Here is a 12909-nt window from a genome sequence, read left to right on the forward strand (position 1 = left end):
CCTTTCGCGTTCGCAGCAATCCTAACACGAGGCTCGATCTGCCGCACCGCATCTCGACCGCCTTAACCACCCGCCGTGACGGTTGTACGACGGGTGTTGCCGTCACGCCCCAACGGCTGTGGAACGCACCTTTTTCTTCTTGTCGCCCACTTTCAGGAAATTGACGCCGATCTGGTCGCCATTGACCCAGGCCAGTTCGCAACGCCGGTAGGCGAGCCCCGTGGACGACAGCAGGAGAAAGAATTCCTTCAAATGCAGGCCTTCGACCGAGCCGTCGATGGTCAGCTTGGCGCCGGTCTCGGAGACGTCCTCCATGGTGCAGTCGCGCCGCCAGGTGCCGTCAATTCCCATCATCTGGGCCGAAAACCCGCGCTCGAAAATAACCCGGCTATTTCCGCGCTGATCCGCTTTCGCTGCCATCTGCCCCGCTCCAGCCCCGTAATTTCCGGCTGCCTCGGCGCCAGAATAGCGACATCTTGGCTAACGGCCGGTAAATCGGTCCTGAATCAGCCTGGCGGCGGCACGTTGGCGAGATACCAGTCGCGCAGCTGGGCGAGCGCCGGATGGGCCAGCGAACGCTGGAGATAGGTCCAGATCCGCGGCTGGTGACGCAGATAATGCGGCTTGCCGTCGCGGCGGTTGAGCCGGGCGAAGGTGCCGAGCAGGCGCGTGTTCCGCTGCGCCGACATGATCGCGTAGAGCTCGGCGAAGCCGGCGGCTTCGAAGCTCGAATCTTGCGCCCGCCGCGCCTTGATGTAGCGCGACAGCAGCGTCAGCTCTATGGTCTCGGGCACGTCGATGCGGGCGTCCTGGAGCAGCGACACCACGTCGTAGGATTGCGGCCCCAGCACGGTGTCCTGGAAATCGATCACGCCGACGCGTTCGATGCCGCTGCGCTCGCCGAGCCAGATCAGATTGGGCGAGTGATAGTCGCGGATGATCCACGTCTTCGGCGCCGCCAACGGCCCCTTCAGCAATCCGCGCCACATCGCAAAAAATTCCGCGCGCGTCGCCTCGCTCAGCCGCGCGTTGCGATCAGGCAGATACCATTCCGGCATCAGCCCGATCTCGGTCAGCAGCGCCTCGACGTCGAAGACGGGGATCGCGTAGGTCTGCCCGTCCAGCGGCAGCGTGTCCGGCAGCGCCTTGCCGTGCAGCATCGCCAGCACGTCGGTCGCCGCTTCGTAGCGCTCGAGAATCGGTCGCGGCGGATCGCCCTCGATCACGCCCTCGCTGCCGAAATCCTCGGTGATCAGGAAGCCATGGTCGAGATCGGAATGGTGGATGGCCGGCGCCGAGATTCCCTGCGCGCGCAGACCTTCATCGATGGCGACGAAAGGTTTTACGTTCTCGGCCAGATGCACCGCGGCGCTGTAGGATTTTCCGTCGTAGAGCGCGGCCCCATCGGGCCGCTGCGGAAAGTTCATGAGGATGACGATTTCCTCATCGCGCACGAGCCGCGCATAGGAGCGTGTCGAGGCGTCGCCGGCCATCCGCTTGCGCGTCGCATCGATGTAACCGGACGCGTCGAGGAATTCGCGCAGCGCCTTCAGCCGCGCGACTTGCGCGGCGCCCTTGCCATGGCCGGTGATGTCGGCGGCACGTGCGTTCGCGCCCAGCGCCGGCCGGTGCGTCAGCGCGATGTCGATGCGGTCCTCGGGCATCGCCGAAGGGGCGCGCTCGGGCCATTCGATCAGCACCAGCGTGGCATCGGGCAGCGGCGACAGCCCGATCTCCTCGAGCTCGCTCTCGTCCTCGACCCGGTAGAGATCGGCATGCAGCACCGGGAAGGGCGGCAGCTCGTAGCCCTGCACCAGCGTGAAGGTCGGGCTCGGCACTTCCAGCGCGTCATCGCCGGCGAGATAGCGGATCAGGCTGCGCGCCGCCGCGGTCTTGCCGGCGCCGAGATCGCCGGTGAGGGTGATGACGTCACCGGGACCGACCAGCAGCGCGAGGTCGGCCATCAATTGCGCCGTGGCCGTCTCGTTGTGGAGCGCGACGGCGAATGTGGTTGTTTCCGTCATTCGGCGGCGTCGCGGTGCGCCGCCTGGTCGGTCGGGAAATCGCAGATCACGACCGTGCCCCGGCCGACGATCGAATCCACCCGCACCTTGCCGCCATGCAGCTCGACGAAGGAGCGCACCAGCGACAGGCCGAGCCCGGCGCCGCGATGACGCGAGCCCTGCGAGCGGCTTTCGAACCAGTTGAACACCTTGTCCTTCATGTCGGCAGGTATTCCAGGGCCCGAATCTGTCACGGTGAAGACCACGCTGCGTTCGGTGCGCCGCGCGCTGATGCCGACGGTGGAATCCTGTGGAGAAAACCCGACGGCGTTGGCGAGGAGGTTATAGAGCACCTGCACCACGCGCTTCTCGTCGCCGACGAAGCTGCCGACGTCGGGCGCGATCTCGACCTTGAGGCGGATGCGGTCGGTGGCGAGCCGGTCCTGGATGCCCTCGGCGGCAAGCTCGATGGCCTTGCTGACGTCGACCTGCCCGAGTTCCAGCTTCATCGCGCCGGCGTCGATGGTGGCGAGATCCAGGATGTTGTTGGTGAGCGCGAGCAGCGCGTTGGTCGATTTGGTGACGTAGTCGAGATATTCGGCCTGCTTCGGCGTCAGCGGTCCGGTCGAGGGATCGCTGAGGAAATGCGCGAAGCCGATGATGGTGGTGAGCGGCGAGCGCAGCTCGTAGGAGACGTGGTGGACGAAATCCACCTTCATCTGGTCGGCCGCCTCCAGCGCCTCGTTGCGCTCGCGCAGCGCGCGCTCGACATTCTCGGTATCGGTGATGTCCTGGAACGTCAGCATGGTGGCGCCGTCGGGCAGCGGCCGGATCATGCCGTCGAGCACGCTGCCGTCCTTGCGTTCCAGCTTGAGCGGCACGTCCGCGCGGTTCTCGATCGAGGTGATGGCCTCGCGGATCTGGCGCCAGACTTGCGGATCGTCGAACAGCTGATGGCACCAGCCTTCCACGGTCTGGATATGCGGCTCGTCGCGCATGGCATCGCTCGAGAGCTTCCACATCCGCACGAAGGCCGGATTGAACAGCTGCGCCTTGCCGTTGCTGCCGAACACCGCGACGCCTTCGGCGAGGCTGTCCAACGTCTCGCGCTGGACGCGGATCAGGCCGTCGAAGCGGCGGGCGAGGTCGAGGCTCTCGGTGACGTCGTCGAACAGATAGGTCACACCGCCCTCGGGGTTCGGCGTGGTGACGACCGAGAGCGCGCGGCCGTCGGGCAGGAACCAGGTGTCCTTGGCCGTCTCGACCGCGCGATAGGCCTCGTGCAGCTTGGCTTTCCAGGCGCGGAAATCCGGCTGCTCCGGCAGCTTGCGCGCGGCGCGGAGCTGGTCGAGCACGCTGGAATCGTCCGGATGGGCGTCGAGGAAGTTGCGATCGAGATCCCACAGCCGGCGATAGGAATCGTTGTAGAAGGCGAGGCGCCGCTGGCCGTCGAACACGGCAACGCCGGAGGAGAGCTGGTCGAGCGTGCGGCGATGCGCCTCCGCCATGCGCACCAGCGCCGAGCTCAGCGCATCCGCCTCGCTGGCATCGATGGCGACGCCGACGCTGCCGCTGCCGACATTGACGGCGCGCACGTCGTAGATGCGCCGTTCGCCGCCGACCACGATCGGCAGCCGCGAGGTGAAATTGGCGGCGTCCTTCAGCCCCCGCTCCATCGCGGTGCGGTCTGCGCTGTCGAGCAGCTCGAGCTTGCGCTCCTGGGCATCGATGGCGCTGGTCGCCTCGGTGGCCCGCACATAGGCCGGGTTGGCATAGGTCAGGGCGCCGTTCTCCCCCTTTGCCCAGATCGGCCACGGTGCGGCCGCGGCAAAGCCGCGAAGCATCTCGGTCTCGTCGGAGAGTGCCTTGTAGCGCAGATGGGTCTCGGCGAGATCGCGGCGCAGTCCGGACAGCTCGCGAATGCGCACGATGGCCTGGCCGCCGATGGCGCGCCCGATCGCTTCCAGCATATGGCCTTGCGCGGTGGTCAGCGTCAGCTGGAACCCGTCGCCGCGCTCGCGCAGCGCATCGACCGCATGGTCCATCTGCAGCGCCGGTTCCGGCGGCAGCCAGGTTCCGAACGCCAGCACGCGCTGCGGCGAGGAATCGCGCGGCAGCACCAACGCGATGTCGCCGGAAATCTGCGCGCGGTTGTCGCCGGCCGGCCACGAGATCAGGATCTGCGGCTCGGCGAACAGCAGCGCGCCGAAACGGTCGGCCTGGAGCTGAAGTTCCCCGATCCGGGCGCGCAGCCGCGCCTCGTTCGTCGCCGTGCGCACCCGCGTGCGCATCAACAGGATCGCGGCCACCACCGAGAAGCCGAGCAGGGCCAGCGCGGTGGCGAGCACCGCGAGTTCCTGCCGGTTCAAATCCATCACGAGGGAAAGGGTGTCGATGAGGTCGGCGGCCTCGGCCGGCGCAGCCGGCAGCAGCGCTGCGAGAGCACCTCCCACCAAGCCGTTGCGCGCCAGCGATGTGCACGACAGCAGCGTCCGACGCATCGACACGATCACGCCTGACATAGTTGCCCCAAGACCGCACGAATTGACGCGCGGCGACCCCCGTCGCGCGCGAATCAAAAGACAATACCCTCACCGCGACTCCGCCGGTAAGAGTCCAGATCGTGAACGCAAAGGCGGGTCCCAAAAAAGTGCCCCGCGCGTTGTTCCGGCTCACGTGATTCTGCGGATGATTCGGCTGGGATTGCCGTGCGTTAGCGTGTCATGCGGATTGCCTGCCACGATGGCGGTGCGCTCCCTCCCCCGCTTGCGGGGGAGGGCTGGTGAGAGGGTGTCTCCGCAACGGGACATCCCCAAGAGGATAGAGCCCTCACCCGCCGCGCTCTGCGAGCGCGACGGCCTCTCCCGCAAGCGGGAGAGGCAAGAAAGTTAGCGCCCGGTCGAGCCGAAGCCGCCGGCGCCGCGATCGGTCGCGGACAAGGTGGCGACGGGAACCAGCGTGGCCTGCAGCACCGGCGCGATCACCATCTGGGCGATGCGCTCGCCGCGCTTGATGACGAAGGGCGTGGTGCCGTGATTGATCAGGATCACCTTGATCTCGCCGCGGTAGTCCGCATCGATCGTGCCCGGCGAATTCAGCACGGTGACGCCGTGCTTGGCCGCAAGCCCCGAACGCGGCCGCACCTGTGCCTCGTGCCCGGGCGGCAAGGCGATGGCGAGGCCGGTCGGCACCAGCGCGTATTGGCCTGGTGCGAGCGTCATGGGCTCGTTGTCCGGCACCGCGGCCATCAGATCGAGGCCGGCGGCCTCGCTGGTCTGATAGACCGGCAGCGGCAGCCCTTCAGCGTGGGCGAGGCGTTGCAGCTCGACGGCAACCTTCGTGCTCAAGATGCGGTCTCCAGGGATTTGCCGGTCACGCTTTTCGCGATCTGCGCGACCAGTTCGATGGCGACCTGTTCCTTGGTCATCGCCGGCCAGGAATCAACTGCAATCTCGCCGTCCTGCGCAGCGTTCTTGCGGCTGAGCAGGTGGACCGTGTTGCGGTCGCCGCCCATCACCCCGGTGGCGGGCGAGACGTCGTTGGCGACGATCCAGTCGCAGCCCTTGCGCGCGAATTTTGCTTTGGCGTTGTCGATGAGGTGCTCGGTCTCGGCGGCAAAGCCGATCACGAGTCTTGGGCGCTTGTCGGTGAGCTTGGAGATCGTGGCGAGGATGTCGGGGTTCTCGACGAGCTGAAGCGGCGGCATGCCGGATGCGGTCTTCTTCAGCTTCTGCTCGCCCTCATTGGCGACGCGCCAGTCGGCGACTGCGGCGGCGAAGATCGCGACGTCGGTGGGAAGCGCGGCCTCGACCTGCTCCAGCATCTGCCGCGCCGATTCGACGTGCTTCACCGTCACGCCCGGGGGATCGTCGAGGTCGACCGGACCGCTCACCAGAATAACCTCGGCGCCCGCGGCCTGCGCGGCGGCGGCAATGGCAAAGCCCTGCTTGCCGGAGGAGCGGTTGGCGATGTAGCGCACCGGGTCGATCGCCTCGTGGGTGGGACCTGCGGTGATCAGCACGCGCTTGCCGGCGAGCGGCTTCGGCATCGGCGGCCGCAGCAGCCGTTCGGCGGCATTGGCGATCTCGATGGCTTCCGACATGCGGCCCGTTCCGGCTTCGCCGGCTTCGGCCATCTCGCCCGCGTTCGGGCCGATCAGCACCACGCCGTCGCGCTGGAGCTGGGCGACGTTGCGGCGCGTCGCCGCGTTGCTCCACATCAGCGGATTCATCGCCGGCGCCAGCAGCACCTTGCGGTTGGTCGCAAGCAGGATGGCGCTGGCGAGATCGTCGGCATGACCGTTCGCCATCTTCGCCAGCAGGTCGGCGGTGGCCGGCGCCACCACGATCAGGTCGCAATCGCGCGCAAGGCGTATATGGCCGGCGTCGAACTCGCTCTGCGGGTCGAACAAATCCGTGTAGACGCGCTCATGCGAGAGTGCGCTCGCGGCCAGCGGCGTCACGAATTGCTGGGCAGCCTTGGTCAGCACGCAGCGCACCTCGATGCGGCGCTCCTTCAGCCTTCGGATCAGGTCGAGCGATTTGTAGGCCGCGATCCCGCCGCCGATGATCAGGGTGACGCTGGCCTCGGGCAGGGCGCCGGTGCGCTGAGGCGTCGGGGCGGCAGACGCGGCTGGCGGCACCGCAAACGGCGTCAGCGGCTCCTCGCGGCCCTCGATCAGCTCCCGCAGGATGACCCGGACCTCCTCCTCGACCGACCTGTGGTTCCTGGCCGAGCGCAGCCGCAGATAAGTTTTGACGGCGTCGTCGAGCTTGCGGATGGTCAGGCTTGCCATGACGCCCTCCGGCACGGAATGATAGCGATGCTATCACCTGCGTGATTGCAGTGCAATCATAGATTCCGGACGGCGATCAGAATCCCGATGAAGGTCGCGGCGATGATCCAGAGTGCCACGGTGCGCCAGCGGTTCTTGCGGCCCTCGCTGCGTCCCATGGCCGCGATACTCTCGGGCGACAGCCTGATGCCCTCCCGCGTCATGGTCTCGAGCTGCTCGAGAACCTTCACCGACCGCTCGGCAATCTCCGGCATGCGCATCAAGACGCGCGCGATGTCGCCGGTCCCGGCAAGTGCGCCCTGCACCCGGCCGATCGGCCCGAGATTGCGCTCGATCCATTCGCGCACCACGGGGTCGGCAACCCTCCAGATGTCGAGCTTGGGATCGAAGCCGCGCGCCACGCCCTCGACCACCACCATGGTCTTCTGCAGCAGGATCAGCTCGGGCCGCGTCGTCATGTCGAACAGGCCGGTGACCTCGAGCAGCAGCGTGAGCAACCGCGCCATCGAGATCTCCTCGGCGGTGCGATTGTGGATCGGCTCGCCGATGGCGCGGATGGCTTGCGCAAAATTCTCGACCGAATGGTGCGCGGGCACATAGCCGGCCTCGAAATGCACCTCGGCGACGCGGCGATAATCGCGGGTGATGAAGCCGAGCAGGATCTCGGCGAGGAAGCGCCGCTCCTTCATGCCGAGCCGGCCCATGATGCCGAAATCGACCGCGACGAGGCGGCCGGCCTCATCCAGGAACAGATTGCCGGGATGCATGTCGGCGTGGAAGAAGCCGTCGCGCAGCGCGTGGCGCAGGAAGCTCTGGATCACCTTGCGGCCGAGATCGGGCAGATCGACCTGCGCCTCCGCGAGGCGCTTGTGATCGTTCAGCGCGATGCCGTCGATCCACTCCATCGTCAGCACGTTATGCGTGGTGCGGTCCCAGTCGACGGCGGGCACGCGGAAATCGGGATCATCGCGCGTGTTCTCCGCCATCTCCGACAGCGCGGCAGCCTCTAACCGCAGGTCCATCTCTATCGCGACCGAGCGCGACATGGTGTTGATGACCTCGATCAGGCGCAGGCGCCGCGCCTCGGCCGAATAGGCCTCGGCCTTGTGCGCGACGAAGAAGAAATCCGAGAGATCGCGGCGGAAGCGGGCGGCGACGTTGGGCCTCAGCACCTTGATCGCGACGGGTCTGCGGATGCCGTCGCGCAACACCTCGCCGCGATGCACCTGCGCGATCGAGGCCGCCGCGACCGGCGGGCCGAAGCTCACGAAGACGTCCGTCAGCGGCCGCTCCAGCGAGATCGCGATCGTGGCCTTGGCCTCCTCCTGCGGAAACGGCGGCAAGCGGTCCTGCAGGCTTTCGAGATCGCGCGCCATGATGACGCCGACCACGTCGGGACGCGTGGCCAGGAATTGGCCGAGCTTGAGATAGGCCGGGCCCATCCGCGTCAGCGCGCGCGAGATCCGCGGACCGTGCTTGGCGCCGCGGCGCTCAATGAGGCGCGCCAGCTTCAGCGCGAGCTGTCCCGGCGGCGGCACCAGGCTCGGATCGACCGCGCCGAACACGCCTTCGCGCGCAAACACGAGCGCGGCGCGGATCAGGCGCGCAATGTGGGTGACGGCAGAGATCACAAACGCCAGCCCGAATGCAGTGCGACGATGCCGCCGGAGAGCGTCTGCCAGCTGACGCGGGCAAAGCCGGCCTCGCGGATCATGTCGGCGAAGGCGGCGGGCTTTGGAAACTTGCGGATGGACTCGACGAGATATTGATACGATTCGGCGTCGCCCGTGACCATGCGCCCGAGCGGCGGGATCACCTTGAACGAGAACAGATCATAGAGCTTGTCCAGCCCCGGCATCTCGACGGTGGAGAATTCCAGGCACAGAAAGCGGCTGCCGGGCCTCAGCACGCGATAGGCCTCGCGCAGCGCAAGATCGATCCGCGGCACGTTGCGAATGCCGAAAGCGATCGTATAGGCGTCGAAGCTGCGATCGGCAAAGCCGAGCGATTCGGCATTGCCTTCGACGAAATCGACCTGGGTGTCGAGATGGCGCTTGGCGGCGCGCTCCCGCCCCACAGCCAGCATGTCCGAATTGATGTCGCACACCGTGGCGTGGAAGCCGGGGCCGGCTGCCTTGGCGGCACGGAACGAGATGTCGCCGGTGCCGCCGGCGACGTCGAGCAGCGCGAACGGCCGGTCGCCCCTGGGCGGATCCAGCGCGGTGATCATGATGTCCTTCCAGACCCGGTGCAGGCCACCGGACATCAGGTCGTTCATCAAGTCATAGCGCGACGCCACGCTGTGAAACACATCGTTCACCAGCGTCTGCTTGTCCCCGAGGGGAACGTCCCTGAAGCCAAAATGCGTGGTTTCGCCCGGCCGATCCATTACTCTACTCCACTCGGCGGACCATAGCCTGCCCGCCGCAATGGCGCTATCACACCGCCCTCATAAGGTGAATGCCTGACCATGCCTGAATTGCCCGAAGTCGAGACCGTCCGCCGCGGCCTTCAGCCCGTGATGGAGGGTGCGAAAATCCTCGATGCGGAGGCCCGCCGGCCGGATTTGCGCTTTCCGTTCCAGCCCGATTTCGTGGCCCGGCTCAAGGGGCAGGTCGTCACGGGGCTTGGGCGCCGTGCAAAATATCTCATGGCCGATCTCGCCTCCGGCGACGTGCTCTTGATGCATCTGGGCATGTCGGGCTCGTTTCGGGTCATCAAGCCGGACGACGAGGCTCAGCCTGGCGAGTTTCACCATCCAAAGGCCAAGGACTCCGCGCACGACCACGTGCTGTTTCGGATGTCCTCGGGCGCCGACATCGTCTTCAACGATCCGCGCCGCTTCGGTTACATGAAAGTGATTGCGCGCAACGCGCTCGAAGACGAACCGCTGCTGCGCGGCCTCGGCCCCGAGCCGCTCGGCAACGAATTCGACGCGCCGATGCTGGCGCGCTCCTGCCAAGGCAAGACCACCAGCCTGAAGGCCGCGCTGCTCGACCAGCGCGTGGTGGCCGGGCTCGGCAACATCTATGTCTGCGAGGCGCTGCATCGCTCGCATCTGTCGCCGCGGCGCATTGCTGCGACGCTATCGACGAAGAAGGGCGAGCCGACCGATCATGCGAAGCGTTTGGTCGGCGCGATCCACACCGTGCTGAACGATGCCATCAAGGCCGGCGGCTCCAGCCTGCGCGATCACCGCCAGACCACGGGTGAGCTCGGCTATTTCCAGCACTCGTTCAAGGTCTATGACCGCGAAGGCCAGAAATGCACGACGCCGCGCTGCGGCGGCACGATCAAGCGGTTCGTGCAGAACGGCCGCTCGACCTTCTGGTGCCCGAAATGTCAGAAGTGACGTAGCGCCGTAGCTGGAAGGCGATGAGCTTCTGCACGACGACGGTCCCACCACTCGTCATTGCGAGGAGCCCTTGCGACGAAGCAATCCAGAATCCCTCTGCGGCGGCAGCCTGGATTGCTTCGCTACGCTCGCAATGACGGGAAGATGGGGCCCTCACTACAACGCGCGAGGCGAAGCAATCCGGCCGGGCTGGTGGCCGGACTGCTTCGTCGCTCGGGCTCTTTCAGCGGATGGCGAAGAGCTCGACTGTCGCGAGCGATTGCCCCGCTCAGGACGCCAGTGTCGTGGTCTCGTCCGCCGCAAGCGCGCTGGCGCCGTGCAGCATGCCGTGGGCAGCCGAGATGACCTGGTGGATCAGGACATCGGTGGTGGCTTCGAGCTCGAGCCGGGTCTCGATCCAGCGCCAGAGGCCGCGGATCTCGTCCGCCGATTTGCCGTTCGGCGCGAATTCGCTCACGGTAAGGCCGCTGGCGAGGGCGTCCTGGTGATCGTTGCGCATCGCGATCAGCGGACGCGCGAGCACCTCGGCAAGATCGAGCGCGGCTTCCTCGGCGAGCGCGCCCGCGGCGTTGTCGATGCGCTGCCCGCGGATCGGCGTCTGGTTCAGCACGAAGCTGTAGGGCCGCTTCCAGGCGCGGGCGACGCTGAGCGTGGAGACGGTCGCCTCGATGTCGGCGACGCTGGGACGGGCCGGGATCAGGCAGAGGTCGGAATGGCGGATCGCGGCGGTGGTGGCGGCGGAAAGGCCGGCCGCGGTGTCGACGATCGCGAGCTGGAGGCCGCTATCGGCCAGCATCTTCAGGCGCGGCGCGATATCGGCTGCGTGATAGATCGGCTCGACGACGAGATCGTCGGTAGAGCGGCGGCGCTGCCAGTTGGAGAGGGTGCCCTGTGGGTCGGTCTCGATCAGGCGGACGGTGAAGCCGGCCTGCTTGGCGGCCAGCGCGAGGCCGATGGCGAGCGTGCTCTTGCCGCTGCCGCCCTTTTGGGTGGCCAGTACGATCGTATGCATTGAAGATCAATCCTTTGGAGTGCTGGGTCAGGGATACGCCACGCGAACGTGCATCGCTTCTGGATGCTGAGCGCTTCTCGCTCAGGACGTGCCGGCCCGATCCAAAGGGGATCGCGGAGGTCCGAATCAACGGTAACGATGATGGCGGAATCGCGAATTCCAGCGAATCCGTACCACTACCGGCTCCGTAGTCGTACGTATGCGCAGGGGCAACCGTGCCCCGGACAAAGCGCAGCGCGAAAGCGATGCGCTGCAGAGCCGGGGCCCAGAGGGTAACAAGCGCGACTGTTGCTGATATGGGTCCCGGCTCAGCGGAGCGGCATTGCATGCCGCACCGCGTCCGGGACACGGGAGAGTAGTGCGCTCGCGCGGCCTATTTCCGCACGCAGATGACGCGCACGACGGAGGCCTTGGCGTCCATCGACGCGCCATTCGCCGCGACCCCGTTCGCCTTCAGGAATCCCCGCACCGCCTCTGCCGAGACCATCAAAGCCTGTGACGCCGGTACCGATGTCGCAGGCCCTGCGACCATGGCCGGCTTCAGCAGCGCGATGCCGGCGAACCTGCCGTCGGCGTCGACGGCCGGGCTGCCGGAGAAGCCGACCGCCGGCGGCGGCGAGAGCGCGGAATTGCTGCCCGTCACCGGCGCCAGCGCGGCCTTGAGGCTCGACACGCCGGCCGCGCCGCCCTGGCTTTGCGGATCGGCGATGCCGACGACATCGACATTGGTCTTCACGGCCGCGCCGGCGAGGCTGAGCGGCTTCAGGCCGCGCGCGCCGTAGATGTGCAGCAGCGCCAGATCATGCTCCTTGTCCTCGGCGAGACGGTCGGCGCTGCCATGGCCCGCGATCGTGATCGCAAGGCAGCCGTCGGTGACGAGGCGGTCGGTGACAATCGCGCCGTCCTCGCTGACGACGATGCCGGTGCCGTATTCGACGGTCTTGCGCGGCGGCGGCCCGGCCAGCGGTCCCGACGGAAACGCGTTGAACGCGCTCGACATCGCGATCACGACCGGCTCGACGGTATTCTCGGTCGCCTGGTCGTAGAGGATCGTCATGGTGCGGACCTCGTCGCCCTTGAAGGTGCCGCGGACGTAGAATTTCTTCAGGCCCTGCAAGCCTGACAGCACGAAGAAGTCGGGCTTCACCACGGTGTAATCGACCTTGCGCCCGGACGGCTCCTTTTCGAGCTCGGCGAGCTTTGCCGAGGTCGGGTTCGCCTCCTTGCGGCGGCTGAGAACCACCTGCACCGTCCCTGTCGGCGAGGTCCATTTCGAGCCGTTGGCGTCGCTTGCCTGCTGCGGCACCAGCTTGCCGGGAATGCCGAGCCGGGCGCCGCTGGTCGGCTCCGTCACGATCTTCCAGCCGACGCTCTCCTGCTTCTTTCGCGCCGTCTCGGCGAGCGCGGCGCGCTCCTGCGGATTGAGCACGCCGGTCGGCTTGCCGCCCTTGGCCTTCTGGTATTCCTTGATGGCATTGACCATGCGCTCGCTGACGTCGCCGGTGATGGCGCCGTTATACTGGCCGACCCAGGCGAGGTCGGACTGCAGCGCAAGCCGCTCCGCCTTTGCCATGGCATCGGCGGTCGCCGACGGCGTCTGCATTGCGGGAGGCTGGATCGGGACGGTCTGGACCGTTTTCGGCTTGGTGCCGGCGACTTGCGACGTGGTCATCTGGGCATGCGCGCCCGTGGCGGCTGCAAACACCAAGGTTGCCGCAAGCATCGATCTCATGACAAATCCAGC

The 12909-nt window shown here is 66.8% G+C and carries 10 protein-coding genes; 1 reads left to right on the plus strand and 9 read right to left on the minus strand.

Annotated elements, in window-relative coordinates; all coding sequences use genetic code 11:
* Nucleotides 1-102 precede the first annotated feature (102 nt).
* From XI05_RS35210 to ubiE, 7 genes are all read right to left on the minus strand, one after another.
* Complete coding sequence (locus XI05_RS35210) at nt 103-420, minus strand: PilZ domain-containing protein (RefSeq protein WP_036009083.1); 318 nt, start codon at nt 418-420, stop codon at nt 103-105.
* 86 nt (nt 421-506) lie between these two features.
* Nucleotides 507-2024 carry a tRNA (adenosine(37)-N6)-threonylcarbamoyltransferase complex ATPase subunit type 1 TsaE gene (gene tsaE, locus XI05_RS35215; RefSeq protein ID WP_271510389.1) on the minus strand — a complete coding sequence of 506 codons (1518 nt, stop codon included), beginning with the start codon at nt 2022-2024 and terminating at the stop codon, nt 507-509.
* Nucleotides 2021-4525: a sensor histidine kinase gene (locus tag XI05_RS35220; RefSeq protein WP_271510390.1), complete on the minus strand. Its 2505-nt coding sequence runs from the start codon at nt 4523-4525 to the stop codon at nt 2021-2023. The genes tsaE and XI05_RS35220 overlap by 4 nt, the downstream gene beginning before the upstream one ends.
* 366 nt (nt 4526-4891) lie before the next feature.
* Nucleotides 4892-5350, minus strand: coding sequence for a dUTP diphosphatase (dut, locus tag XI05_RS35225; protein ID WP_271510391.1), 459 nt, complete (start codon nt 5348-5350; stop codon nt 4892-4894).
* Nucleotides 5347-6798, minus strand: a complete 1452-nt coding sequence (gene coaBC / locus XI05_RS35230; protein WP_271510392.1) for a bifunctional phosphopantothenoylcysteine decarboxylase/phosphopantothenate--cysteine ligase CoaBC — start codon at nt 6796-6798, stop codon at nt 5347-5349. Before coaBC ends, dut begins: the two co-directional genes overlap by 4 nt.
* A gap of 56 nt (nt 6799-6854) precedes the next feature.
* Nucleotides 6855-8429, minus strand: a complete 1575-nt coding sequence (gene ubiB / locus XI05_RS35235) for a 2-polyprenylphenol 6-hydroxylase (RefSeq protein WP_271510393.1) — start codon at nt 8427-8429, stop codon at nt 6855-6857.
* Entirely contained in the window at nt 8426-9187 is a 762-nt protein-coding gene (gene ubiE, locus XI05_RS35240) for a bifunctional demethylmenaquinone methyltransferase/2-methoxy-6-polyprenyl-1,4-benzoquinol methylase UbiE (protein WP_271510394.1), read from the minus strand. Before ubiE ends, ubiB begins: the two co-directional genes overlap by 4 nt.
* Before the next feature lie 81 nt (nt 9188-9268).
* On the opposite strand from ubiE, the gene mutM reads away from it, so the two are divergent.
* Nucleotides 9269-10150: a bifunctional DNA-formamidopyrimidine glycosylase/DNA-(apurinic or apyrimidinic site) lyase gene (mutM, locus tag XI05_RS35245; protein WP_271510395.1), complete on the plus strand. Its 882-nt coding sequence runs from the start codon at nt 9269-9271 to the stop codon at nt 10148-10150.
* 271 nt (nt 10151-10421) lie between these two features.
* Here mutM and XI05_RS35250 read toward each other — a convergent pair whose 3' ends face one another.
* Together XI05_RS35250 and XI05_RS35255 are read right to left on the minus strand one after the other, a co-directional pair.
* Nucleotides 10422-11165 (minus strand): ParA family protein, encoded by a 744-nt coding sequence (locus tag XI05_RS35250; RefSeq protein WP_271510396.1) that lies wholly within the window; start codon nt 11163-11165, stop codon nt 10422-10424.
* A 373-nt stretch (nt 11166-11538) separates the two neighbouring features.
* On the minus strand, nt 11539-12897 hold the full coding sequence (locus XI05_RS35255; protein WP_271510397.1) for a serine protease: 1359 nt from the start codon (nt 12895-12897) through the stop codon (nt 11539-11541).
* Between the last annotated feature and the right edge of the window lie 12 nt (nt 12898-12909).

It is taken from the genome of Bradyrhizobium sp. CCBAU 11357 (assembly GCF_028128865.1).
Lineage (GTDB): Bacteria > Pseudomonadota > Alphaproteobacteria > Rhizobiales > Xanthobacteraceae > Bradyrhizobium.

What these genes read in the sequence shown, in the direction of transcription:
- XI05_RS35210 (WP_036009083.1), bottom strand. Translation starts at nt 420, where the DNA reads ATGGCAGCGAAAGCGGATCAGCGCGGAAATAGCCGGGTTATTTTCGAG.
- tsaE (WP_271510389.1), bottom strand. Translation starts at nt 2,024, where the DNA reads ATGACGGAAACAACCACATTCGCCGTCGCGCTCCACAACGAGACGGCC.
- XI05_RS35220 (WP_271510390.1), bottom strand. Translation starts at nt 4,525, where the DNA reads ATGTCAGGCGTGATCGTGTCGATGCGTCGGACGCTGCTGTCGTGCACA.
- coaBC (WP_271510392.1), bottom strand. Translation starts at nt 6,798, where the DNA reads ATGGCAAGCCTGACCATCCGCAAGCTCGACGACGCCGTCAAAACTTAT.
- ubiE (WP_271510394.1), bottom strand. Translation starts at nt 9,187, where the DNA reads ATGGATCGGCCGGGCGAAACCACGCATTTTGGCTTCAGGGACGTTCCC.
- mutM (WP_271510395.1), top strand. Translation starts at nt 9,269, where the DNA reads ATGCCTGAATTGCCCGAAGTCGAGACCGTCCGCCGCGGCCTTCAGCCC.
- XI05_RS35250 (WP_271510396.1), bottom strand. Translation starts at nt 11,165, where the DNA reads ATGCATACGATCGTACTGGCCACCCAAAAGGGCGGCAGCGGCAAGAGC.
- XI05_RS35255 (WP_271510397.1), bottom strand. Translation starts at nt 12,897, where the DNA reads ATGAGATCGATGCTTGCGGCAACCTTGGTGTTTGCAGCCGCCACGGGC.